Genomic DNA, 24387 nt, shown 5'->3' with positions numbered 1-24387 from the left:
GGCGCCGGCCCGTTGCGCCCGGCGTCGCCGCGCTTACGACCGCCGCTAGCCCCCTCATGGCGCCGGCCCGTTGCGCCCGGCTTCGCCGCGCTTACGACCGCCGCTAGCCCGATGGCGCCGGCCCGTTGCGCCCGGCTCCGCCGCGCTTACGACCGCCGCTAGCCCCCCTCACGGCGCGCCTCTCAGGTCAGTCTCAGGCGGTGGGACGAAACTAGGGGCCGTGCGAATACTGGTCGTCGACGACGATCGCGCGGTGCGCGAGTCGCTGCGTAGGTCACTGTCCTTCAACGGCTACTCCGTTGAGCTGGCCCATGACGGGGTCGAGGCCCTCGAACTGATCGCGAGCGATCGCCCCGACGCGCTCGTCCTGGATGTGATGATGCCGCGCCTGGACGGCCTCGAAGTCTGCCGCCAGCTCCGCAGCACCGGTGACGACCTGCCGATCCTGGTGCTCACGGCGCGCGATTCGGTGTCAGAGCGGGTCGCCGGGCTGGACGCCGGCGCCGACGACTACCTGCCGAAGCCGTTCGCCCTGGAAGAGCTGCTCGCCCGGATGCGCGCGCTGTTGCGCCGCACCAAGCCGGAGGACGACGCCGAATCGGTGGCGATGACCTTCTCCGACCTGACGCTGGACCCGGTGACCCGCGAGGTCACCCGCGGCCAGCGCCGCATCAGCCTGACCCGCACCGAATTCGCGCTGCTGGAGATGCTGATCGCCAATCCGCGCCGGGTGCTCACCCGCAGCCGCATCCTCGAGGAGGTGTGGGGCTTCGACTTCCCCACCTCGGGCAACGCGCTGGAGGTGTACGTGGGCTATCTGCGGCGCAAAACCGAAGCCGATGGGGAGCCGCGGCTGATTCACACGGTGCGCGGCGTGGGCTACGTCCTTCGGGAGACACCCCCGTGACGATGCGGGCCCCTCGATGATCCGGTTTCCCCGGCCTCAACGTCCACCGCTGCGCCCACCGTTGCGCGCAACGCCCTCGTTGTCGTTGCGGTGGCGGGTGATGCTGCTGGCGATGTCAATGGTCGCGATGGTCGTGGTGTTGATGGCCTTCGCCGTCTACGCCGTGATCTCTGCCGCGCTGTACAGCGACATCGACAACCAGCTGCAAAGCAGGGCGCAACTGCTGATCGCCAGCGGCTCGCTGGCCGCGGACCCGGGCAAGGCCATCGAGGGCACCGCGTATTCCGACGTCAACGCGATGCTGGTGAACCCGGGCCACGCGATCTACACCGCCCAGCAGCCGGGCCAGACCCTGCCGGTCGGCGCACCGGAAAAAGCGGTCATCCACGGTGATTTGTTCATGTCGCGCCGTACCGCCGGTGATCAGCGAATCCTTGCCGTGCACCTGCAGAACGGCACGTCGTTGCTGATCTCCAAGAGCCTCAAGCCCACCGAAGCGGTGATGAACCGGCTGCGCTGGGTGCTGCTGATCGTCGGGGGGGTCGGTGTGGCGGTCGCCGCGGTGGCGGGGGGCATGGTCACCAGGGCAGGGCTGCGCCCGGTGGCGCGCTTGACCGAAGCGGCCGAGCGGGTGGCGCGCACCGATGACCTGAGGCCCATCCCCGTGTTCGGCAGTGACGAATTGGCCAGGCTCACCGAGTCGTTCAACCTGATGCTGCGCGCGCTGGCCGAGTCCCGGGAGAGGCAGGCGCGGCTGGTCACCGACGCCGGGCACGAACTGCGCACCCCACTGACGTCGCTGCGAACCAACGTCGAGCTGCTGATGGCCGCGATGGAGCCGGGGGCGCCGCGCCTACCCGAGCAGGAGATGGTCGATCTGCGCGCGGATGTCATCGCGCAGATCGAGGAATTGTCAACGCTGGTAGGCGATTTGGTGGATCTGACCCGTGACGACGCCGGCCAGGTGGTGCACGAGTCCGTCGACGTGTCCGAAGTCATCGATCGCAGCCTGGAGCGAGTCAGGCGGCGGCGCAACGACATTCACTTCGACGTCGACGTGACGCCGTGGCAGACGTACGGCGACGCCGCGGGGCTGTCTCGGGCGGTCCTGAACCTGTTGGACAACGCGGCCAAGTGGAGCCCGCCCGGTGGCCACGTCGGTGTCACTATGCGCCAGCTCGACCCGTCGCACGCCGAGCTGGTGATCGCCGACCACGGCCCCGGCATTCCGCCCCAGGAGCGCCGTCTGGTGTTCGAGCGGTTCTACCGATCGACGACGGCACGCGCCATGCCGGGCTCGGGCCTCGGGCTGGCGATTGTGAAGAAGGTGGTCCTCAATCACGGGGGACTGCTGCGCGTCGAGGACACCGTTCCGGGAGGCCAGCCGCCGGGTACTTCGTTCTATGTCCTGTTGCCCGGCCGGCCGTTACCCGCCCAGCCGCACGGCACGCCTGGCGCCGCTGAGCGGCAAACCGACCAGATAGACATCGCGACCGACCCTTCTCGAGCGGCGGCCGGCGATGAGGCGAACTCTCGGGAATCAGCGAACGTTATCTCAGTGGACTCTCAGTCCGCGCGGGCAAGGTAGGTCTGCGGCTACTGTTGGACCCAGCCGTCGACTTGCCGAAACACTGAGATAGAGGAAGAGCGACTTAGCGACATGACGAATGACCCGAGGTATTCGCCACCGCCGCAGCAGCCGGGATACCCCCCCGCGCCCAATCAGACTGCGCCAGTCCCCAGCCATGCGGTGTCCCCAGGTTATGCCCCGGGACAACAGCAGCCGTACAACCAGCAATACGACTGGCGCTATCGGTCGCAGCCCTCGTCGTCGCCGACGACCCAGTTCCGGCCGCCCTACGAGCCCTTCAGCAACACCGGGCCGGGGCGGATCCCCGGCGGAACCGGTGTGGGTCCGATACCGGGAGGCACCGGCGCGGGTCCGATTCCCGGCATGCCGCCGGGCATGCCCATCCCACCGGAGCCCCAAAAGCGTTCTCGCGCAGGCCTTTTGATCGTTGGCGCGTTGGCCGTCGCGGTGGTGTCGGCCGGCATCGGCGGTGCCGCTGCCACCGCGATCGAGCTCGGCACGCACTCGACGGGCAACGGTGGCGGTCGGGTCATCGGGGCGGCGCCCAGTGTCCCGGCCGCGAACATGCCGCCCGGCAGCGTCGAACAAGTCGCCTCCAAAGTGGTGCCCAGCGTCGTGATGCTCGAGACCGACATCGGTCGGGCGTCCGAAGAGGGCTCCGGCATCGTCCTGTCCACCGACGGGCTGATCCTGACCAACAACCACGTGATCGCCGCCGCGGCGGGACCGCCGAAGGGGCCCGGAGGGCCGACCGGGGCTCCGGTGCCTCCCGGCGTACCGGGTGGCCCGGGCGGTGCCGGTGCCGGCGCCCCGACGCCCAAGACGACGGTGACCTTCTCTGACGGCCGCACCGCGCCGTTCACCGTGGTCGGCGCGGACCCCACCAGCGATATCGCCGTGATTCGCGTGCAGGGCATTTCCGGACTCACGCCCATCTCGCTGGGCTCCTCGTCGGACCTGCACGTCGGCCAGCCGGTCGTCGCGATCGGCTCGCCGCTGGGTCTGTCGGGCACGGTCACCACCGGCATCGTCAGCGCGCTGAACCGGCCCGTGTCCACCACCGGTGAGTCGGGCAACCAGAACACCGTGCTGGACGCGATCCAGACCGACGCCGCGATCAACCCCGGTAACTCCGGTGGCGCGCTGGTCAACATGAACGGCCAGCTGGTGGGCGTCAACTCGGCCATCGCCACCCTGGGCGCCGACTCGCCGGACGCCCAGAGCGGTTCGATTGGTCTGGGCTTCGCCATCCCGGTCGATCAGGCCAAGCGCATCGCCGACGAACTGATCGCCAGCGGCAAGGCGTCCCACGCCTCGCTCGGCGTGCAGGTGATGAACGACAAGGGCACCCCCGGTGCCAAGGTCGTCGACGTCGTCGCGGGCGGTGCCGCGGCAGCCGCCGGCGTCCCCAAGAACGTGGTCGTCACCAAGGTCGACGACCGGCCCATCAACAGCGCCGACGCGCTGGTTGCGGCCGTGCGGTCCAAAGCACCCGGCGACAAGATCTCGCTGACGTTCCAGGATCCCGCTGGCGGCGGCAGCCGGACATTGCCGGTCACCCTCGGAAAGGCGGATCAGTAGTGAGAGTGGACGAACCCTCGGCGCCGGGATTGTCTGAGCTCGGATATACGGTTGCCTCCATGGAAACGGGTGCGGAACTGGTAGTTGGCCGGGCTTTGGTTGTGGTGGTCGACGATCGCACCGCTCATGGGGACGAGGACCACAGCGGTCCGCTGGTGACCGAACTGCTGACCGAGGCGGGATTCGTCGTCGACGGGGTGGTCGCGGTCGCCGCCGACGAGGTCGAGATCCGCAACGCGCTGAACACCGCGGTGATCGGCGGGGTCGACCTGGTCGTCTCGGTCGGCGGGACGGGCGTCACCCCCCGCGACGTCACCCCGGAGGCCACCCGCGAGATCCTGGACCGCGAAATCCTCGGCATCGCAGAGGCAATCCGCGGCTCGGGGCTGTCGGCGGGGATCATCGACGCCGGATTGTCACGCGGTCTGGCCGGGGTGTCCGGCAGCACGCTGGTGGTCAACCTGGCGGGCTCCCGCTACGCGGTGCGCGACGGGATGGCGACGCTGAACCCGTTGGCGGCCCAGATCATCGGGCAACTGTCGAGCCTGGAGATCTAAGACCGCGCCGAGAGGTGCGCCCCGCGGCAAGCCGACGCGGTTACTTCGATTCGGCTTCCGCGCGGGGCCCGTGCTCGGGTGGGGGCGTGGTGGTCACACTGCCGTGCTTGCCCGGCGCGTCGCCGTTGGTCTGCGCGAGCAGGTCGCGGATCTCCTTGAGCAGGACGACCTGCGCGTCGTCCGCCGGCTCGACCTCACCGCGTTTGCGCAAGGTGGTGTACGGGAGCACGACCAGAAAGTAGACGACCGCCGCGATGATCACGAAGTTGATGGCGGCCGACAGGACTTCGTTCAGATCGATGGTCTGGCCGCCGCCGATGCCGATCCGCAGGACGCCGAGGTCGGACTTCTGGTTGACCCCGATCCGGTTGATCAACGGCTTGATGATGGCGTTGGTGAAAGTCGTGACGAGTGCGGTGAAGGCGGTACCGATGACCACCGCGGTAGACAGGTCGATGATGTTGCCCCGGGAGAGAAACTCCTTGAACCCTTTGAGCATTGAGACGCCTTTCTGGGACTGGACAGAATCTGCTGTCGGCTGGCGGACCAGCGACGGCCAGGCACTCAGTGCAGGGTGAGCGTGACGGTCTGGCCCAGCGCCGACCCTGCTACCGCGTTCGCCACACGAGCCGGCAGCGCAACTAACACTACGCGGTCGGCATCGGCGGCCTGAATCTTTTCTTTGGCCGAGACGAGCACCACCACGGCGTCGGTGGCCACCACCTTGGGGGCGCCGTGCGAATTGTCCGGCGCGCTGGCGGCCGGCGCGGCCAGGACGTCGACCACGTCCCCGACCCGCACGAGGTCGATCAGGGCGGCATCGGCCAGATGCAGCGGCACGATGCGAGCGCCCGGCCCCGCCTTTGACCCGACTGCGGCCTCCGCCAACCGGCTTCCCAACAACCGGACGTCGGTGATGACCTCGCCGCGTCGTGTCGGGCCGGCCAGCGTCGAACCCACCACCGCACCCAGGTCGGCTCGCGCCCCGTCGGGAACGGTTGCGGTCAAACGCTTTTCGAGTCGAACATCAGCGGGAGTCAACCCGACACCGGGACGAAGGTCATGGTCGGCCACCACGACTTGTGCGTAGTCACCGGCGGGATTGGAGCGCAGCGTCGCGATTGCGGCCAGCACGACCAGCCCGCCCGCGGCGACTCGGCGTGCCAGCACGGTGCGAGTCCAGTCCGGGCGCAGCCACAGCGACAGCCGGGTCAATAGGCTTGGGTTCAGCGATGATTCGCCCACGTCGCAACGGTAGGCGCAACCCGGCGCCCGGGCTCACGGCCGGGAACGCCGGTGTGGATAACCGTCAGCTGGTCGCGGCGGCCGTCGATGTTGCCGAACTGCTGCTCGACTTGTCGCTCGAGCTGGAGCTGGACTTCTCGCCCGAGCCGGAGCCCGACGTTTCGCTGGAGGCCGAGCTGCTCGATCCCGAGTCACTCGACGAGGAGCCGTTGCTCGAACTCGACGATTTCTTGCCCGACTCGCGGCTGTCGGTGCGGTAGAAGCCGCTGCCCTTGAACACCACGCCGACGGAGTTGAAGCGCTTGCGCAGCCGCCCGGAGCAGCGTTCGCACGTGGTCAGCGCGTCGTCGGTGAAGGCTTGCACGATGTCGAAGCGATCGTCGCACTCGGTGCACTGATAGCTGTAAGTCGGCACAAAAACCTCCGGATGATCACAAACCTGGTTAGCACTCTAGCGTCTCAAGTGCTAGAACCGCCACGTGACATGACTCATTCCCATCAGGGGCCGGCGAGGTCGATCAATCCCTGTCGTGGTGTGAGCGCGTGGGTCATGGGGACGTCGTGCGGCTCGGCCGGTAATTCGTCGAGCACCTCCGTGTCCCGAACGACCGCGATCAGCCGCGCGCGTGGGCGCCGAAGTCCCAGAGAGCGGTCGTAGAAGCCCCGGCCCCGGCCCAGCCGCACGCCGCGCCGGTCCACGGCAAGCGCCGGCACCAGCACCACGCCGGCTTGCGCCAGAGCCGACGCCGGCAGCCAGGGCTCCGGCGGTTCGAGCAGCCCCCACCGCCCGGTGGTCAGGGTGCCGGGCCGGTATTCGCCCCAGGACAGCGGCAGCGGCGCGTTGTCAGCGGCCGTGCGCGCGACCGGCAGCAGGACCCGTCCGGCGCGCCGCAGCAACGTATCGAGCATGTCGATTGACCCCGGCTCGGTGCCCACCGGCACGTAGGCGCAGACCGTGCTGTCGCTGGTCACAATGCTTTCCAGGGCTTCCAGTCGCGCGCAGACCTGCTGCGCCTCGGCGACGCGAACGTCCTCGGCAACCTGACGCCGGGCGGCGAGCAGCTGGTCGCGCAGCGCGGCTTTGCCGGTGGTCGCCATGCGTCAACCATGACAGCCAGGTCTTCGGACGCGCCACAGCGACTCGGCCGAGCCGATGCGGGTTATCGTGTGAACAATGTCAAGCCCACACGTGGTGGTGCCACGCACTGCGGTCGTGCCCGCCGCGGGTCTCGGGACCCGCTTCTTGCCGGCGACCAAAACGGTCCCCAAGGAGCTGTTGCCGGTTGTCGACACGCCGGGCATCGAACTGGTGGCCGCCGAGGCGGCCGAGGCCGGCGCCGAGCGGCTGGTGATCATCACCTCCGAGGGCAAGGATGGCGTCGTCGCGCACTTCGTCGAGGACCTAGTGCTGGAAAGCACGTTGGAGGAACGCGGCAAGACGGCGATGCTCGACAAAGTCCGCCGCGCGCCGCAGCTGATCAAGGTCGAGTCCGTGGTACAGAGCGAGCCGCTGGGGCTGGGGCACGCGATCGGCTGCGTGGAGTCGCGGCTGGCTGACGACGAGGACGCCCTCGCGGTGTTGCTGCCCGACGACCTGGTGCTGCCCACCGGCGTGCTGGGCACGATGTCGAAGGTGCGCGCCCACTACGGCGGCACGGTGTTGTGCGCCATCGAGGTGACACCCGAGGAGGTCAGCGCCTACGGCGTTTTCGATGTCGAACCCATTCCCGACGACGACAATCCCGACGTGCTCAAGGTCAACGGCATGGTCGAGAAGCCTCCGGCCGGGGACGCGCCGTCGCTGTTCGCCGCGGCCGGCCGTTACGTGCTCGACCGCGCCATCTTCGATGCGTTGCGCCGCATCGAGCGTGGGGCCGGCGGCGAAGTACAGCTCACCGACGGGATCGCCTTGCTGATCGAGGAGGGCCACCCGGTGCACGTGGTCGTGCATCGCGGATCTCGACACGACTTGGGAAATCCCGGCGGCTACCTCAAGGCTGCGGTTGACTTTGCATTGGATCGTGACGACTACGGCCCGGATTTGCGGCAGTGGTTGGTGGCGCGATTGGGCCTGGCCGAACACTAGCCGGGCGGTCACCCGGCTGGCGGAGGCCGGCGGAGCGCGTAGCGGTCCCGGGCGGGGATGCCCCGCCTGCGCAGTGAGCGGGTCGCCCGATGCGCGGCGCCCGCCGGGTTTGAGGGCAGAGAGGCGCGCTGTGCGTTCGGTGGAAGAGCAGCAGGCCCGGATCACGGCGGCCGCGGTGGCCCCGCGGCCGATACGTGTGGCGATCGCCGAGGCGCAGGGACTGATGTGCGCCGAGGAGGTGGTGACCGAACGCCCGATGCCCGGGTTCGATCAGGCCGCGATCGACGGGTACGCGGTGCGCAGCGTCGACGTGATCGGTGTCGGCGAGGTGGGCAGTGAACGTCTGCCGGGACCGTTCGACGATTCCGGCGAGGGCAACGGGCGCGAGGGCCTGGTGCTGCCGGTGATGGGCACCGTCGAGGCCGGTTCGCGCACGCCTAGCCGGTTGCAGCCGCGCCAGGCCGTGCGCGTGCAGACCGGGGCCCCCTTGCCGACCCTGGCCGACGCGGTCCTGCCGCTGCGCTGGACCGATGGCGGGACCCAGCGGGTGCGGATTCTGCGGGGCGCCCCGTCGGGCGCCTACGTGCGCCGCGCCGGCGACGACGTCCAGCCCGGCGACGTGGCGGTGCGGTCCGGGACGGTGATCGGCGCGGCGCAGGTCGGGCTGCTGGCCGCGGTCGGCCGCGAACGGGTGTTGGTGCACCCACGTCCCCGGGTGACGATCATGGCGCTGGGCGGCGAGCTGGTCGACATCTCGCGTACCCCGGGCAACGGGCAGGTCTACGACGTGAACTCCTACGCGCTGGCGGCCGCGGCCCGCGATGCGGGCGCAGAGGTCAACCGCGTCGGCATCGTCAGCGGCGGCCCCCGCGAACTCCGCGAGATCGTCGAGGGCCAGATCAATCGAGCCGAGGTGATCGTGATCGCCGGCGCGGTCGGGGGCGCCGCGACCGAGGCGGTGCGCCAGGTGCTCGCCGAGCTCGGCGAGTTGGAGGTCGTGCGGGTCGCCATGCATCCGGGATCCATCCAGGGTTTCGGGCAGCTGGGCCGCGAGGGCGTTCCGACGTTCCTGTTGCCGGCAAACCCGGTGAGCGCACTTGTGGTTTTCGAGGTGATGGTCCGCCCCTTGATTCGGTTGTCGCTGGGCAAGCGTCAGCCGATGCGCCGCATCGTGCAGGCGCGCACGCTGTCACCCATCACGTCGGTGGCCGGGCGCAAGGGCTTCCTGCGCGGCCAGCTGATGCGCGACCAGGACAGCGGCGAGTATCTGGTGCAGGCGCTCGGCGGCGGCCCGGGCGCGTCGTCGCACCTGCTGGCCACCCTCGCCGAAGCGAACTGTCTGGTCGTGGTGCCCAGCGGCGCCGAGCAGATTCGCACCGGCGAGATCGTCGACGTCGCCTTCCTGGCTCAGCGCGGCTGAGCGAAAAGACTGCGTACCCGGTGAACCTGTTGCGCTCCAATTCCCGTCATCCCGGTTGGCCCATGAGCGTTGGCCCGCTTCGGGTTTCGGCCGGCGTCGTCCGGTTGCGGGCGGTGCGGTTGCGCGATGGCGCGCAGTGGAGCCGGATCCGGCTGACCGATCGCGCGCATCTGGAACCGTGGGAGCCCAGTTCCGAGGGCGATTGGACGACTCGCCACGCGGTGGCGGCGTGGCCGGCGTTGTGTTCTGGTTTGCGTGCCGAGGCGCGGCAGGGGCGGATGCTGCCTTACGTCATCGAACTCGACGGCCAGTTCTGTGGCCAGCTGACCATCGGCAACGTCACCCACGGCGCGTTGCGTTCGGCGTGGATCGGCTACTGGGTGCCGCGCTCGGCCACCGGCGGCGGCGTGGCCACCGCGGCCTTGGCGCTGGGCTTGGATCACTGCTTCGGCCCGGTGATGTTGCATCGCGTCGAGGCCACCGTGCGCCCGGAAAACGCCGCGAGCCGCGCGGTGCTGGCAAAAGTCGGGTTCCGCCAGGAAGGCCTGTTGCAGCGCTACCTGGAAGTCGACAAGGCGTGGCGGGATCATCTGCTGATGGCCATCACCGCCGAAGAAGTGAGCGGATCGGTGGCATCGACGCTGGTGCGCGCCGGAAACGCCAGCTGGGTGTGACCCTGGCCGTTGCGAGGCCGTCCGCTCCCGGGGTCTCCCGCGGCGGCCGAGGAGTCCAAATCGTTGCCGTTCTGGGACTGGCGCGACACGAGTGACTGATGGTGCTTGTGAGAGGCAAATTACAGGTGTGTAATTGTCCTGGTTAGTTGGACCCGGCCGCGTCGGTCAGAGATGGGCTTCGCGGGCGATGGACACCGAAGAGAGCAGGTCAACATGCCAAGCATCCCGCAGTCATTGTTGTGGATATCGCTCGTGGTGCTATGGCTGTTCGTCTTGGTGCCGATGCTCGTGAGCAAACGCGACGCGGTGCGGCGCACCAGCGACGTGGCGTTGGCGACCCGGGTGCTCAACGGCGGGGGCAACTCCCGGCTGATCAAGCGCAGCGGTCCGGCCGCCGGGCATCGCAGCGACCCCGACTGGACGCCGCCGCAAGACTCGACCGACACCGACCTCGACGACGAGCGTTTTTCCGAGGACGAGGACCGCGACCATGATGTGGCGGACGACGCCGACACCGACGAGCTGAGCCGCCAGCGCCCGGTCGCGATGCGGATGGCGGTCGCCGAGCCGACCGAACCCGACTACCTCGATGTCGACGTCGTCGAGGACTCTCACGTACTTCCGGTGGGCGCCAGTGGTTCTGCTGCCGAGGCGGACACGGCCGACGTCGAACCCGTCGAAGACGACGAGGCCGACACCGAGGCCGTCGCCGAGCGCGGCGGCGAGGACGCGGACCGCTACGAGTACGTCGAGGACTCGTCCGGTTTGGAGCCCGCGGCCGAGGGTGAGGACGCCGACGACGAGGCGCCGGCGCCGATGCCGCGCAACGCCGCACGGCGGCGCCGGTTCGACACCAAGACCGCGGCCGCGGTCAGCGCGCGCAAGTACGCCTTCCGCAAGAAGGTCCTGATCGCGATGGCGCTCGTGCTGATCGGCTCGGCCACCGCGGCCTTCAAGGTCTCGCCGGCGGCCTGGTGGGCGTGCGGCAGCGCCACCGCGATCACCCTGCTCTACCTGGGTTACCTCCGCCGCCAGACGCGCATCGAGGAGAAGGTGCGGCACCGCCGGATGAAGCGGATGGCGCGGGCGCGACTCGGCGTGGAGAACGCCTACGACCGCGACTACGACGTGATCCCGTCGCGGCTGCGGCGCCCCGGCGCGGTGGTCCTGGAGATCGACGACGAGGACCCCGTCTTCGAGCACCTGGACTACGCGATGGCGATGCGGACCTTCGGCTGGCCCCGGGACCTGCCGCGCGCGGTCGGCGAGTAGCGCTCGCAGTTCGGCGGTTGGTGCCGCGGCTGGTAGCCTGCTAGCGGTCAGGGGCTATGGCGCAGTTGGTAGCGCGACTCGTTCGCATCGAGTAGGTCAGGGGTTCGATTCCCCTTAGCTCCACAGAGTTTGAGCAGTTCAGCGCATGCATGCCGCCGGAGAGTCCGCCGTGCGACCGCGCATTGGGCGCTGGTCGCAGACGAACCGGGCAACTCGTCACCCGAGATCAGAGGTCGTCGAAATTGGTAAGGCCCGCGATTTGTCTGGCGATGTCGGTCAACTTGGCGTTCCGGTCTTGAGACAGGCGCTTGAGCAGTTCGAACGCCGCGACGGCGCTGATGTTGAAGCGCGCCATCAGGATGCCCTTGGCCTGACCGATCATGTCCCGACTGGCCAATGCGCTCTGGAATTGATTCTCCCGGCGCGCGGCGTCCCATGCGAGCGCCGCGTGGGTCGCCAGGACATAGCCGATCTCCTCGGCCTCGACCGTGAAAGCATGCGGCCGGTCGGCATAAACGTTGAGAGCTCCCATCGTCTGGTCAGAGGTGAACAGCCGGAAGGACAGGATGGACCGGATCGGCGTCCGCCGCAAAGCATCGCGCCGGTAGAGCGGCCAGCGCGTATCCGTGGTCAGGTCGTCGGCGCGCACCGTGTGTTGGTGCGCGGCCGCACTGAGGCATGGTCCTTGCCGGTGCCGTTGCTGGATCTCGTCGAGGATCGCGGGGTACGGATGGCTCGCCACAGGCGTGTGCACACGTCGTGATGTGGCGAGGGTGATTCCGGCGTATTGCGCGCCCGGAACATCGTTGGCGGCGGAATCGACGATGAGTTGGGCGACGGCATCGGCGGCCTGCCGCGGACCGTGCAACCTGCGGGACAATTCAGCGATGCGTTGATGCACCTGGCCCTGGATTTCAGCCGTCGACACTCTGACCTGCTCCTCAGTGATCACGCGCCGTCTTGGGATCGACGCTAGCGCCGTTTCGGAGCATGATCGGCGTTGGGAACAAAGCATTCGTCGCTCGTCCTTGCGGTTCGTATCGAGGATGCTGCGTACATCGTTCGGGACGAATCCGGTTCGTCTTGCTCGGGAGGCGCGCGGTGAGCACTGTCTTGGTCGACACGACCGACCTCGGCGAAGCCGAGGAGGTTCTCAGTGCGAATTACTCAAGCATGCGTTTTGGGGCGGCATCGGATCGACCGACCTACACTCGGGCCGTCCGCTCGACTCTGGGGTCGATGGCCTTTGACGAACTCCGCTACACCTACGCCTTCCAATACGAAGGCGAGCCGATGGACGGGATCGTGTTGTGTCGGGTCAAATCTGGTGCGCTCGTACATCAGCAGCCCGGCTACGGCGCCAGTCTGTGTCAGCCGGGGACGGCGACTGCGGTCGCGGCGCGCCAAGGGCTTCCGTTCAGCGGAAAGGTCCTCACCGGCGAGTTCCAGACGGTATTGATCGACAGGCCTCTGCTGGACTCTGTGGCGGCGACAGCCCCCAAATCGGGCACGTCCGAATCGGTCAAACTCACAGGGGTCATGCCGGTTTCATCGGCGGCCAACGCTCATTTGGTCTCGTTCCTCGACCATGTGACGCGCGACGTTGTCACCAACCCGCACGCGGCGGCGAGTCCGTTGATCTCCGGCGTCGTCGCACGCTATCTCGCAGCGACCATGCTCGCGACGTTCCCCAACACGGCCGAGTTCGAACCGACGATCGAAGATCGCCACGACACGACGCCGGTGCTGTTGCGGCGAGCCATTGCCTACATCGACGACAACGCTCACATCGACATCTCGACCGCCGACATCGCCCGCCACATATACGTGACCCCGCGCGCGCTGCAACTGATGTTCCGCAAGCACCGCGGCTGCACGCCGTCCGAATATTTGCGCACAGTGCGCCTGCACTACGCCCACCTGGACCTGGTTCGCGGAAACCGGCTGACGACCACGGTCGGACAGATTGCCGGCCGGTGGGGATTCAGCCACCTGGGCCGCTTCGGCGTCTACTACCGCCAGCAATACGGACAAAGCCCCCACGACACACTCCGCGGCTAGACGGTAACTCAGGCGAATGACGGCAAGCGACTCGACCGGATTCTCCTCTGGTGGCGGTTCGCGCCTTCCCGGGAGGTCCCGTGCAGGTGACGGTACTGGGATATCGGGCGCCGACGGCGTAGTCGTCGCGGGGGTTGCCCGCAGCGCGAGTGCAGTTGAGGTACAACGGATTTGATGATCGACGATCCATTTGCCGGCGCACGCGGCGTACGTCATCAGGCGTTGTTCTATCGTTCTGAACAGCACTACATCGATTCGACCGCACCCTACATCGTCGACGGCTTGGCGAACGATGAGCCGGTTTTGGTTGCTGTGCCGAAATACAACTTGGATGTGTTGCACGACGCACTGGGCACCGACGCCGCCGGGGTGACGCTGGTCGATATGGCCGAGGTGGGCCGCAACCCGGGGCGCATGATCGGGCTGTTCGGCAATTTCGTCGCAAAGTATCCGGGTCGACGGGTGCGCTTGGTCGGCGAATGTGTCTGGGCGGGGCGCAGTCAGCTTGAGTATCCCGCCTGTGTGCGGCTTGAAGCCCTGTGCAATCTTGCGTTCGACGGTTACGAGGTGACCGGCCTATGCCCGTACAACGCCGGCCGGCTCGACGCCCAAACACTTGCCGACGCCCGCGCTACCCACCCCCTGCTGTTGCAGGACGGGGCGTCGGTGGACAGCGACGACTACGCGCCCAAAGAGGCGCTGGCTCGCTACAATCGGCCGCTGCCCACCAACCCTGCGGCACGGACCTACACGGTCGAACGCCTCGCCGATCTGAACCTCGCGCGGTCGTTTGCTGTCAGCTACGCCACGTGGCTCGGCTTGCCCAGCAGGCGGATCAGCGACTTGCTGCTGATCACCACCGAACTGGCCACCAACAGCCTGCAACACACCAGCAGCGCCTGCCGCCTGGCGTTGTGGCAGCACGGCCGCCATCTCGTCTGCGAGGCCAGCGATACCGGCCGGTTCGACGATCCCCTCGGCGGCCAACGTCAACCGACCGCGCAGGGCGGCCGAGGCCTGTTGCTGGTGAATGCGGTCGCCGACCTCGTACGGACGCATACCACCGCGATCGGCACGACGATTCAAGCCTATTTGGCCATCGCCACTTAGCGGCGTCGCGGCCGGTGCGGCATGACTGCCGGTGGGAAGTCAGGCCGGCGGCATCAAGACGGTGTCGATCATGTAGACCGTCGCGTTGGCGGTAGGCACCCCGCCGCACACCACACCGGCGTTGTTGACGCTCAGGGTGTTGGCCTGGCCGGTGACGTTCAGATCGGCGCCCTGCAGGGTCTTGTGGCTGCCGATGATCTTGGCCGGACTCATCTGACCTTGGACGACGTGGTAGGTCAGGATGCTGGTCAGCATCGAGGAGTTCGTCTTGAGTTCTTCGATCGTCGAGGCCGGCAACTTGGCGAACGCGTCATCGGTCGGTGCGAAAACCGTGTACTGGCCGTTGTTCAGGGTGTCCACCAAGTTCACCTGTGGGTTGAGCTGACCCGAGACCGCGGCGGTCAACGTGGTGAGCATCGGGTTGTGGGAAGCTGCGACCGCGACGGGGTCTTGCGACATCCCCTGCACGGAGGCGGGTCCGGCGGGATGTGCGTTCGCATAGTCTGCGCATCCGGGTCCGACTAAGTCAGCCGCCGTTGCCATCGGTGCGGTGGCAACGGCAAATCCAACGATGGTCGCCGCGGTCAGGCCTGCGGCCGTCAATGGCGATTTGGACATCTTCATCGTGTTTGCTCCTTGATTCTGGTCGACAGCCATGCGCCGTGTTCGCAGTGGCATCGGTGATTCGGAGCCGCGGCGGGTTCGGATTGGTCAGGGGATTGACGAGCGTCGATCAGCCGTACGTGAAGGAAAACGCCTGGAGTCCCTTGGTGAGGCGCACCTGCAGCGTCGCGGTTTGGGTGTGGTCGTCCGCCACCAGCAGGTGCGATGTCGGCGGGCCGGCGATGGCTATGGCTTTTGACTGTCCGCCTCGGGTCACGGTGATGGTGCCCGTCCCGCCGGCGACGAGATAGACGTTTTTGGCGTGGTAGTTGAGTTCGATGCTGGACTCGTCGCTGTTGGCTGTTGCGCCTTGGTAATCCAGCGACCACGGGCCGCGCAAGGCGAAGCTGTCGGCGGGAAGATGCGGTGGGTAGTCGAATACCATTGCGCCCTCGTCATATTGGCCGGTGCCGCGATAGTTGACCACCTTGCCGACGCCGAAGTACGTCTCGGGGGTGGTGTTTTGCCGCGGGGGGTTGTCCTGTGCGGTGTCTCGCGGGGGCGGAAGCTTGACTCCTGGGTCGGCGTCGACGATCAACTGCCGGATGAGCTTCTCGGTGTTGCTGTAGCCACCTTCACCGAACTTGATGTGTCGCACCGAACCGGTGGCGTCGATCAGATATTCCGCCGGCCAGTAGCGATTGCGGTAGTTGGTCCACGTCGCATAGCCGTTGTCGAGCGCGATGGGGTAGGTGATGCCGAGGTCTGCCGCGCCCTTGGCGACGTTGGCGGGCTCCTTCTCGAACGCGTACTCGGGGGTATGCACGCCAATGACTTCGAGATTGTCGTGGTAGGCCTTGAACCAGTTGACGACGTGGGGGATGGCGCGCTGGCAGTTGATGCACGAATAGGCCCAGAAATCGATCAGCACAACCTTGCCGCGCAAGGCTTTTAAGTCGATCGGTCGATTACCGGGTGTGTTGAGCCAGCCGACGATGCCCTTGAGACTGGGGGCGGGCCCGCAACTTTCGAGCTGCGCGCCGCCGTCGGTGCAGTGTGACAGCTGCGCGTTCTCGTCGTTCACGATCCCGCCCAAGTTCAGCTTCTCTTCTATTCGGTGATCGCTTGCGATTCTGTCCTGTAACGGACTCGTGTAGTCGGGAATGGCCTGTTGCAGCAGAGCGGGCAAATTGAAGACCAGCGCCACCGCGAGCAGGATCGTCACGATCCCCGCAGCGATGCGAAGCTGGCGTTGGCGGCGCCGGAACGCGCTCACCCGTTGCGCCACTTGCTGACCTGCCAGCGCGAACAACAACAAGGGGAGTCCCGCGCCGAGCGCGAAAGCGCATGTCAGCACGATCGTGGCGGTGCCGATCTTCGCTGTTGCGCCGGCCACGATGATCGCGGCCAATACGGGACCGGCGCAGGGCACGTAGAGTACGCCCAGCGCCAGGCCGAGCGCGAATCCGTTGCCGTAGTTACGCGTTTGCTTTTGGGGAAGGCGCGCGAAGGGCTTCTCGAGAAGCTGCTCGAACCGCGGAAAGATCAGGCCGAGCCCGATCGCGACCAGGGCGACCAGCGCGGCCCATCGGACGGCGTCTTGCGGCAAGTGCAGCAGGGACAGCATCGCCGATCCGACGAGCGTGACGGCGCTGAAGCTCAACACGAGGCCGCCGATCACCCAGTAGGGCCGGAACCGTTGTGCGAGAGCCGTTTTCGTCATGACCGACGTGCCGGAATCTTCGGGCGCATGTTGTCGTTGGCTGGGGTAGCCCTGGTCGGCGCCGGAGAAGAATATGACCGGTAACACCGGCAAGATGCACGGCGAGACGCCGGTGATCAAGCCTCCGAGGAAGCCGACCAACGCAAGAGTAACCATGACCGATATTCGTTACCGGAGCGCTCGCGGATGGCCTGACGGGTCGAGTCGACGGCAGACCAAAGGCAGCCGGGCTGTGCCCGGCTGCCTTTGGTTGGTGGGCGTGCGGACTCAGTGGCTGGGCGGCATCAGCACCGTGTCGATCATGTACACCGTCGCGTTTGCGGTGTGCACCCCTCCGCACACCAACCCCGCGTCGTTGACCTTCAGATCGTTGCCCTGGCCGGTCACGCCCAGGCTGGCGCCTTGCAGCGTCGCATGGGTGCCGTCGATCTTGCTGGGACTCGTCTGCCCCTGAACCACGTGATACGTCAGGATGCTTTTCAGCATCGCCGCGTCGGTCTTGAGCTTATCGATGGTTCCCGCCGGCAGTTTGTCGAAAGCGGCGTTGGTCGGCGCGAAGACCGTGTACTGGCCGTTGTTGAGTGTGTCGACGAGATTGACCTGCGGGTTCAGTTTGCCCGACAACGCCGACGTCAGCGTCGCGAGCATCGGATTGTTCGAGGCGGCCGTGGCGACAGGATCCTGTGCCATGCCCGCGACCGATCCGGGGCCGGTCGGATTCTGCTTGGCGTAGTCCCCGCAGCCCGCGCCTACCAGATCGGCCGCCGGATCGGCGGTCACGGACGTCGTCACGGACGCGGCCATGCTGCCGGCCGTGCTGCTGGCCGTGGTCGTCCCAGACGCCGAGTTGTTCGATGAACATGCCGATAAGCCGGCTACCAGCGCCGCCGCCGCCATGCCAGCGGCAGCGACTGATCTTGCCCGAGCGTTCCTCATTGCGTTCGGCTCCTTCGTGGTGGGCGGCCCAGCGCCGCCATCGTTGGTCGGTCATGAGTCATTCGGAAACGTCGCCGTCGCGGATGGGTCCGAGCCGCGCAAGTCTGCATCCGGATGCCGTTCGGCGCCGAATACCGGGTATGCGATCCGCCGTAACCAGACCGATGACGCGGTCCAGCCTCACGACATGGTCTGGGGACGCGACCGGCAGTGCTGCGCCGAATTCGGCACGCAGGATGGCGCCACGGCCCCGGCACGCGCAGCGTCGGACGCGAAAGCCGATACGCTATCGCGCCATGGGCAGTTCGGCGCGCACCGGCGGCGACCTCGACGCGTTGCTGCGCCGTGTCGCCGAGCACGACGTCGACGCGTTTACGCAGCTCTACGACCGGACCCGCGCACGGGTGTTCGGATTGATCTTCAAGATCCTGCGTGATGCCAACTACAGCGAGGAAACGACCCAGGAGCTGTATCTGCAGATCTGGCGCAACGCCGGCGACTATGACCCAGCCGCCGGAAGCGCGCTGGCATGGATGCTGATGCTGGCGCATCGGCGCGCCATCGATCGGGTCCGATCCGAGCAGGCCGCCACGGAGCGCGAATCGCGTTACGGTGCCAGCCATGTCGAGCGCCCCAGCGACGTGGTGGCGGACACGGCGCTCGCCCGCGAAGAGCGTGATCGCGTACTCGGTTGCCTCCACGCGCTGACTGCGACGCAGCGCGAGTGCATCGAGCTGGCCTACTATCGAGGCCTGACCTACGTCCAGGTCGCGGAGCAGCTCACGCAGAACCCCTCGACCGTCAAATCTCGGATGCGCGACGCGTTGCGAGCCTTACGTCGTTGTTTGGAAATCCCATGACCGATCCAATGGACACCCCGCTGCTCGAACTGGCGAGCGCCTACGCCCTGGACGCTGTCTCGGACAGCGAACGCGAGGACATCGAACGACGTGTGGCCGCAGCCCCCTCATCTGAAGCCGAAGAGTTCTACGCAGAGGTGCGGGCGGTGTGGGAGGCGATGGCGGCGCTCTCCGATACGACTCGGCTGGAACCCTCGCCGGCGCTGCGAGCCAAGATACTCAACGAAGTTGCCCTGCCGGCCAGTCCACGTAGGACCTACTGGCGTGCAGCGGTTTTGGCGGCGGCAGCCGCTATCATCGCCGCGGTGGTCGCAACGGGCATCACCGTGGCGCTGCGCCCGGCGCCGCCGTCATCGACGACTGAACACGTGTTGGCCGCGCCGGACCTTCGCACCGCCACCGCCCAACTTCCCGGCGGCGGCACCGTGACCATGCTGTCATCCCAACACAGCAACGCGGCCGTCATCGTCATGAACAACGTGCCCCCGCCCCACTCGGGCAGCGTCTACGAGATGTGGCTTATAGATCCCAAGGGGCCCCGCCCCGCAGGAACCATGGACACCGACACCGTCAAGCCATCGACCACCGCGGTGATCGGGGACCTCGGACACAGCACGGTATTCGCGCTCACCAAGGAACCCGGCCGAGGGTCGAGCCAACCCACCACCTCGCCATTGCTCACGCTGCCGTTGACTTGAACAACGCCGTCCATGCCCATCTGCGTCGAGGCGAACGTCCTAATCGCGTCCCCCAATCGAGAGCCCTTGCCGTATCCCCCGACGGATCTGTCGTTCTAGGGATGAGCTGTCTGCGGGGGCGGTTTCGCTGCAGCTGCAGCTGAGGCCCCCGAAGGGACTCGGGTCGCCGCTCGGACTTGGGTCGGCGCCGGCAGGCGCCCGCGCCGAAGTCAAGAACGCTAAGACTAGGCCGGCGCATGCCAGCGCTTTTGTGGTGAAGGGCAACGGTTTTCGTGTCCCGATCGGGGCCCGAGGCTCAGGTGGCTTGGGGCTGGCCATGGCGATTTCCTTTGGAGTCGAACGTGATGACTGATTCGGTGCCTTACCCGGCCACCGGCGAATGCGGAATGAGCGATACGCGCATGCCGACGCGTTGAACCGCGCCCTCCGATTCGCGACCGACCATGCCGCCCAGCGGCACTTTGGAGACAGCGGTGCCGGGTGCGGGTGCGGCGGCCCATCCACCCGGCATGGCGCCGCCGTTGAGGGCATGCAGCGGGGTGACCGATGAAACCGTTGCCGCCCAACTCGGTGGCACGGATAGGGTGCTCAGCGAACTGGCCTGGCCCACGCTCGCCGAGGCCCCCTCGCCCAGCCCCGCCAGCGGCCCGAGGTTTCCCAGGCCCGCCGCGCCTCCCATGCTCGCTATCCCGGCACGGCCCTCGGCTCCCAAAATGGAACCGGCGCCCGCTTCATCCAGTGCCAATCCCTGGTAGTCCAGTCCCAGTCCCTGGTAATCCAGATCCAGGCCGTAGAGATCTATGCCGATGCCGCCGCCATCGGCGATGAGGCCGGCGCCGTCGGCACCATAGCCGGCCACCTCGGAGGCCAGGCCGGCCGCGGCTCCGTCCGCTGCGGGTGCGGCAGCGAGCGCCGAGGCCAGTCCCGAGGCCGCGCCCGCTCCGGTGCTCGCGCTCTTCGCCGCCCCCTTGCCCGAGGCGCCGGTCAAACTCGACAGTGAACTGAATGGCGCGGACGCTCCCGACGCCCCCAGTGACGCTCCGGTGCCCATCGCCGCCTGTGACAATCCGGCGCTCGAGGAAGAGCCGGGGGTGGAGAGTCCTTGCAGAGTTTGGGGCACCGAGGAGAGCCATTGCGTCGTAGTGTTGCTGCCCGCGTGGGCTGCTGCGTGGGTGACGGCACCGATGTGACCGGTGAGGCCGGCCGGATTGGCCGTCTGCGGCGGCGCGAGCACCGGCGAAAGTCTCGATGCCGCGGCGGAATTGGTGGCGTAGCCGTACATCGCGGTGGCGTCCTGGGCCCACATCTCGCTGTACTCGGCCTCGGTCGCCATGATGGCCGGGGTGTTCTGCCCGAAGATGTTGGTCTGAATCAACGCCAGAAGGCGAACGCGATTGGCCGCGACCAGAGGGGGCGGCACCGTCATCGCATAGGCGGTTTCGAAGGCTGCTGCGGCGGCCGTCGCCTGTGCGGCCGCCTGGCCACATTGTTCGGCGGCCCCAGTCATCCAGGCTATGTAAGGCATCACGGCAGCCGTCATCGACATCGACGCCGGCCCCAGCCAGGGCTCGTCGGTGAGGCTCGCGATCACCCTCTGGTAGCTGCTGGCGGCCTCCGCCAGTTCGGCCGCCAGCGACTCCCAGCCGGTGGCGGCGGCCAGTAAGGTCGCGGGTCCGGGCCCTGCGTACATTCGACCGGAGTTGATCTCTGGTGGTAGCGCCCCAAAGTCCATGGCTATCCCTGTTTCTTGGTTGAGTCTTTAACCGATGTGGCGGTGGGCGGCGTCGAATTGAAGCCGGCGACGTAGGCCACAACGGTTGGTCGGCAAAGCAAGTGGTGAGTAACGTGCGTGTCTCAGCAACGCGCGACGGCGTCATTCAGCCAGGTCCGAAGACGGCATCGATGATCGCCGCGGACACGAATGAGCTGCAGCTAGTACCGGCTAGCGCTAACCTGCCGCAATGGCGTTGTGCGCAGACTAGCGGCCGTGCTCAATCAGCAACGGGCGACGCAGAATTGAATCAGGAGATTGGGTACGGCGGAACGGGGCACCGGCGCTCGTGCGGGCTGGTCCGTCCGCTGCTCAGACCAGGTCGCGCCAACCGATGACGGGGTCGCAGAATCGGACCATCGTGGCGTGGAAAGCGCCAAAGTTGTTGCCCGATCACGCTTTACGCCAGCGCTTCTGAACGCTTTGTCATCGTTGACGGTCGATCCGACGCCAAGCCGACGGACTGGCGTCACGGCGCCGGCTGACGGCATCGGGTTTGATTCCGGACTGGTCAACGGGGCCGCCGCGGACGACTGCGATGCGATGGCCGCCACCTGGGCGTGCACCGCCCCGCAACCAAAAACGGTGGCGACGAGAGCCAGCGCAGCAACGATGGCCAACGCAGATCGTCGTCGTAACCATCGTGGCGGCATGCTCAATCCGAAACTCACAGTGCCACACAGGCTACCAGTTATGCGTCGACCGCCGCCGAGCCGCACCGCGGCACGAAGCCGAGAAGATCTGCGCTTCAACCGGCTTCACAGCGGGCGAACACAGGGTTTGAATCGCCGCCGGCACCGGGCCGCGGACGTAGGTCCGCAGCCCAATGCCGCGATTGCCTAAGCGCTAGCGATCAGAAGCTAGTGGGAATTGGCCGCGCGCCCCCAAGCTCGATTGCTATGCAGCCCGACGACCCCAGCATCACACCGGTCAGCACCGTGACCAGCGCGGCCGCTTTCAGCATCCTCTTCTTGCTTGCGCTCATCGGTTCGCCTTTCTCCTGGTAGAGACAGCCGTGGCAGAAACTGCCGCCGGTGAGCCGATGTTATCGCTGTCTTTTGACGTGTGTGTAATATTGCGCAAACCGCAAAGGGTTTGCTGTCGGCCGACATATGCCCCGATAGAACCCGCCGCCGAATCCGCTAGGGACCGTGGCGGCCTCGATGCCCCTCTGCCTCCACAGGAGGACTTGCTCTAAGTTCTTGTGGTATCTCGCGGCGCTGCGGCCGCGAGCCTCAGGGGGAGCTGCCGATGGTGAGAGCGACGGGATCCCAGCCGTCTTCCGACCGAGGAGAAAGCGTTCTGATGGCCAGTCGGCGATTGGGGCGCACACGTCGGAAGCGACGCGCTCGCCAGACGAGCCCGTCGCCGTTCGCGCCGGAATGGACGCCGCCCCCGGCGACATACGGGGTGGGCGTTCGTCACAACGTCGCGGTGCCGATGACCGACGGTGTCGAGTTGCGGGCGGACATCCATTACCCCACGGTGCCCGAGACCGGACAGCCCGCGGCGGGTCCGTTTCCCGTGTTGTTGTCGATCACGCCGTATGGCAAGAAGGCGCCACCGCCGGCCGCCCAGATCGGCGGCGGCGCGGCCCCCTACCTGATCAAGCGCGGCTACATCGAGGTGATGGTCGACGTTCGCGGGACCGGATCCTCGGGCGGTTCGTTCGAGATGTGCGGCGAGCGGCAGACGCAGGACGGCGTGGAATTGGTGCAGTGGGCGTCGACGCTGCCCAATGCCAATGGCCGAGTCGGCATGGTCGGGCTGTCCTACCTTGCGATCAACCAGCTGTTCACCGCGGCCGCGGTCGGCCCGGAGTCGCCGCTGAAAGCGATCTTCCCGGTAATGGCGGCGCGGGATTTCTATCGCGACGCCGCCACGATGGGCGGTGTGCCGCACCTGCACGCGGTACGCGGATACGGCTCCGTGTACACGCTGCTCAACGTGGTCAACCCAACCCTGGAGTGGCTCGCGCGCGGTGGTCACGCGCGACCGCGCTCGGGCGGCTTCGCCGCGGTTCGGCAGCGCGGACGCGACCAGCGGCGCTATTTCCGGCCCCTGATCGCTGAGGTCGTCGCCGGGGGTGAAACCGCTTTTGACGGCCCGTTTTGGGACGCGATGAGTCCGGGGCTGGTCCTATCCGAGGTCGCGGCCAACGGAGTTGCGACCTTCCTCGTCGGCGGGTGGCACGACGCGTTCCAACGCGGGGCGCCGCTGAACTACGCCGCCCTGCAGAACGCGGCCGCCGGCCGGCCGCAGGACGCACCGATGGAACCCGGCCAGCCGGTATCGGATCGGATCCGACTGATGATGGGCCCCTGGTATCACGTGTCCAACCATGGCGGACTGCACCTCAACGCGCTGCAGTTGCGTTGGTTCGACCGCTGGCTCAAGGACGACGCCGACGCGGCCATCTGCGGAAAGCCGTTGGCTTTTCAGGCGATTGGAAGCTCGCAGTGGTATCGCGCCGACAACTATCCCCTCGCCGAGGCGACGCCCACCCGTTTCTATCTATCCGACGCGGGCCGCCTGAGCCCGGACGCGTCGCCGGAAGGCACCGTGGCGCCACTCACCTACGTGGCGCGCGGACCCCTGTCCGGTCGCAGCCTGGAGCAGTGGTCGCTGGGTTTGAACAGCTTCATGTTCTCCCAACGGGGCCGCAGCATCAGGTACGACCAGGACAACCGCCGCCTGCAGCGCGGCGCATTGACCTACACCACCGAGCCGTTCGGCGAGGCGAAGCTGGTGGCCGGGCCGATCGCGCTGACCATCCACGCGACGGCCACCACCACCGAGACACTGTGGGTCGCCCACCTCGACGACGTCGCCCCCGACGGGGCCAGCCGCCCGCTGACGCAGGGCGCGCTACTGGGGTCGCACCGAAAGCTGGACCCCGACCGCACTTGGTACCTGCCAGACGGCACCGTGCTGCGGCCGCAGCACCTCAGCACCCGATCGGCCGCCGAGCCCGTCGTGCCGGGGGAGGTGACCCGCTACGACGTGGAGATCTTCCCGACGGCCGCGTTGATCGCCGCCGGCCATCGACTGTGCCTGACGATCACCACCTATGACTTTCCGCATCTGGTGCCCAGCAAGCCGGCCCGCCGGGCGTTGGCCGGGGGGCGCTACCAATTGCATCAGGGCGGGCCTACGCCGTCGCACATTCTGATCTCGTTGGCAGACCCGGACGCTGTGAGCTGACGGGCCTTGTCTTCGACGGCATCCGCGCCTTCCGTTGCGTAGGTGCAGACCAACGCGGGTACTGATCCTTCGAACCCGATGACGGAGA

23 protein-coding genes and 1 tRNA gene are annotated in these 24387 nt (G+C 67.3%); 14 read left to right on the top strand and 10 right to left on the bottom strand.

Annotated features, from left to right (window positions below; translation table 11 throughout):
- Window positions 1-220 precede the first annotated feature (220 nt).
- From mprA to AC5Y7E_RS23265, 4 genes are all read left to right on the top strand, one after another.
- On the top strand, window positions 221-907 hold the full coding sequence (gene mprA, locus AC5Y7E_RS23280; protein ID WP_067930060.1) for a two-component system response regulator MprA: 687 nt from the start codon (window positions 221-223) through the stop codon (window positions 905-907).
- 16 nt (window positions 908-923) lie between these two features.
- Window positions 924-2495, top strand: a complete 1572-nt coding sequence (locus tag AC5Y7E_RS23275; protein ID WP_499950887.1) for a HAMP domain-containing sensor histidine kinase — start codon at window positions 924-926, stop codon at window positions 2493-2495.
- 72 nt (window positions 2496-2567) lie between these two features.
- Complete coding sequence (locus AC5Y7E_RS23270) at window positions 2568-4079, top strand: S1C family serine protease (RefSeq protein WP_499950886.1); 1512 nt, start codon at window positions 2568-2570, stop codon at window positions 4077-4079.
- A 59-nt stretch (window positions 4080-4138) separates the two neighbouring features.
- Window positions 4139-4636, top strand: a complete 498-nt coding sequence (locus tag AC5Y7E_RS23265) for a MogA/MoaB family molybdenum cofactor biosynthesis protein (protein WP_008254072.1) — start codon at window positions 4139-4141, stop codon at window positions 4634-4636.
- Window positions 4637-4676: 40 nt separating this feature from the next.
- Here AC5Y7E_RS23265 and mscL read toward each other — a convergent pair whose 3' ends face one another.
- The 4 genes from mscL to AC5Y7E_RS23245 all read right to left on the bottom strand — a co-directional run bounded on the left by mscL (window position 4677) and on the right by AC5Y7E_RS23245 (window position 6979).
- Window positions 4677-5135, bottom strand: coding sequence for a large-conductance mechanosensitive channel protein MscL (mscL, locus tag AC5Y7E_RS23260; protein WP_499950885.1), 459 nt, complete (start codon window positions 5133-5135; stop codon window positions 4677-4679).
- A 65-nt stretch (window positions 5136-5200) separates the two neighbouring features.
- Window positions 5201-5881: an SAF domain-containing protein gene (locus AC5Y7E_RS23255; RefSeq protein ID WP_499950884.1), complete on the bottom strand. Its 681-nt coding sequence runs from the start codon at window positions 5879-5881 to the stop codon at window positions 5201-5203.
- Between the two features lie 64 nt (window positions 5882-5945).
- Window positions 5946-6296 carry an FmdB family zinc ribbon protein gene (locus AC5Y7E_RS23250; protein ID WP_499918462.1) on the bottom strand — a complete coding sequence of 117 codons (351 nt, stop codon included), beginning with the start codon at window positions 6294-6296 and terminating at the stop codon, window positions 5946-5948.
- A gap of 83 nt (window positions 6297-6379) precedes the next feature.
- A complete protein-coding gene (locus AC5Y7E_RS23245) occupies window positions 6380-6979 on the bottom strand; it encodes a 5-formyltetrahydrofolate cyclo-ligase (RefSeq protein ID WP_499950883.1) in 600 nt (199 codons plus the stop codon).
- A 76-nt stretch (window positions 6980-7055) separates the two neighbouring features.
- Here AC5Y7E_RS23245 and AC5Y7E_RS23240 point away from each other — a divergent pair, with 76 nt between their 5' ends.
- From AC5Y7E_RS23240 to AC5Y7E_RS23220, 5 genes are all read left to right on the top strand, one after another.
- A complete protein-coding gene (locus tag AC5Y7E_RS23240; protein WP_499918460.1) occupies window positions 7056-7967 on the top strand; it encodes a UTP--glucose-1-phosphate uridylyltransferase in 912 nt (303 codons plus the stop codon).
- Between the two features lie 130 nt (window positions 7968-8097).
- A complete protein-coding gene (gene glp, locus AC5Y7E_RS23235) occupies window positions 8098-9387 on the top strand; it encodes a molybdotransferase-like divisome protein Glp (protein WP_499918458.1) in 1290 nt (429 codons plus the stop codon).
- Between the two features lie 20 nt (window positions 9388-9407).
- Window positions 9408-10061, top strand: coding sequence for a GNAT family N-acetyltransferase (locus AC5Y7E_RS23230; protein ID WP_499918457.1), 654 nt, complete (start codon window positions 9408-9410; stop codon window positions 10059-10061).
- A 213-nt stretch (window positions 10062-10274) separates the two neighbouring features.
- Window positions 10275-11333 (top strand): divisome protein SepX/GlpR, encoded by a 1059-nt coding sequence (gene sepX, locus AC5Y7E_RS23225; RefSeq protein ID WP_499950882.1) that lies wholly within the window; start codon window positions 10275-10277, stop codon window positions 11331-11333.
- A gap of 50 nt (window positions 11334-11383) precedes the next feature.
- Window positions 11384-11456, top strand: a tRNA-Ala gene (locus AC5Y7E_RS23220).
- A 103-nt stretch (window positions 11457-11559) separates the two neighbouring features.
- Here the strand turns inward: AC5Y7E_RS23220 and AC5Y7E_RS23215 are convergent.
- Window positions 11560-12261, bottom strand: coding sequence for a GAF and ANTAR domain-containing protein (locus AC5Y7E_RS23215; protein WP_499950881.1), 702 nt, complete (start codon window positions 12259-12261; stop codon window positions 11560-11562).
- 311 nt (window positions 12262-12572) lie between these two features.
- On the opposite strand from AC5Y7E_RS23215, the gene AC5Y7E_RS23210 reads away from it, so the two are divergent.
- Together AC5Y7E_RS23210 and AC5Y7E_RS23205 are read left to right on the top strand one after the other, a co-directional pair.
- Window positions 12573-13394, top strand: coding sequence for a helix-turn-helix transcriptional regulator (locus tag AC5Y7E_RS23210; protein WP_499950880.1), 822 nt, complete (start codon window positions 12573-12575; stop codon window positions 13392-13394).
- Window positions 13395-13568: 174 nt separating this feature from the next.
- Window positions 13569-14504 carry an anti-sigma factor RsbA family regulatory protein gene (locus AC5Y7E_RS23205; RefSeq protein ID WP_499950879.1) on the top strand — a complete coding sequence of 312 codons (936 nt, stop codon included), beginning with the start codon at window positions 13569-13571 and terminating at the stop codon, window positions 14502-14504.
- A gap of 39 nt (window positions 14505-14543) precedes the next feature.
- Here the strand turns inward: AC5Y7E_RS23205 and AC5Y7E_RS23200 are convergent, their stop codons facing one another.
- The 3 genes from AC5Y7E_RS23200 to AC5Y7E_RS23190 form a co-directional block, all read right to left on the bottom strand.
- Window positions 14544-15122: a fasciclin domain-containing protein gene (locus tag AC5Y7E_RS23200; protein WP_499950896.1), complete on the bottom strand. Its 579-nt coding sequence runs from the start codon at window positions 15120-15122 to the stop codon at window positions 14544-14546.
- A gap of 115 nt (window positions 15123-15237) precedes the next feature.
- Window positions 15238-16986 carry a cytochrome c biogenesis protein DipZ gene (locus tag AC5Y7E_RS23195; protein ID WP_499950878.1) on the bottom strand — a complete coding sequence of 583 codons (1749 nt, stop codon included), beginning with the start codon at window positions 16984-16986 and terminating at the stop codon, window positions 15238-15240.
- Between the two features lie 111 nt (window positions 16987-17097).
- On the bottom strand, window positions 17098-17766 hold the full coding sequence (locus AC5Y7E_RS23190) for a fasciclin domain-containing protein (RefSeq protein WP_499950877.1): 669 nt from the start codon (window positions 17764-17766) through the stop codon (window positions 17098-17100).
- Window positions 17767-18062: 296 nt separating this feature from the next.
- Between AC5Y7E_RS23190 and sigK the strand changes: the two genes are divergently transcribed.
- Together sigK and AC5Y7E_RS23180 are read left to right on the top strand one after the other, a co-directional pair.
- Window positions 18063-18626, top strand: coding sequence for an ECF RNA polymerase sigma factor SigK (gene sigK / locus AC5Y7E_RS23185; protein ID WP_499950876.1), 564 nt, complete (start codon window positions 18063-18065; stop codon window positions 18624-18626).
- Entirely contained in the window at window positions 18623-19324 is a 702-nt protein-coding gene (locus tag AC5Y7E_RS23180) for an anti-sigma factor (RefSeq protein WP_499918445.1), read from the top strand. Before sigK ends, AC5Y7E_RS23180 begins: the two co-directional genes overlap by 4 nt.
- Window positions 19325-19685: 361 nt before the next feature.
- On the opposite strand, the gene AC5Y7E_RS23175 is transcribed toward AC5Y7E_RS23180, so the two are convergent.
- Window positions 19686-21056 (bottom strand): PPE family protein, encoded by a 1371-nt coding sequence (locus AC5Y7E_RS23175; protein ID WP_499950874.1) that lies wholly within the window; start codon window positions 21054-21056, stop codon window positions 19686-19688.
- A gap of 892 nt (window positions 21057-21948) precedes the next feature.
- Window positions 21949-22080 carry a hypothetical protein gene (locus tag AC5Y7E_RS23170; RefSeq protein ID WP_499918443.1) on the bottom strand — a complete coding sequence of 44 codons (132 nt, stop codon included), beginning with the start codon at window positions 22078-22080 and terminating at the stop codon, window positions 21949-21951.
- A gap of 425 nt (window positions 22081-22505) precedes the next feature.
- Between AC5Y7E_RS23170 and AC5Y7E_RS23165 the strand changes: the two genes are divergently transcribed.
- Window positions 22506-24299 carry a CocE/NonD family hydrolase gene (locus AC5Y7E_RS23165; RefSeq protein ID WP_499950873.1) on the top strand — a complete coding sequence of 598 codons (1794 nt, stop codon included), beginning with the start codon at window positions 22506-22508 and terminating at the stop codon, window positions 24297-24299.
- Window positions 24300-24387: the final 88 nt, after the last annotated feature.

The organism is Mycobacterium sp. NGS17 (genome assembly GCF_059813205.1).
The sequence above is the reverse complement of the archived record's forward strand: the minus strand, read 5'-3'. Positions and strand labels throughout refer to the sequence as shown.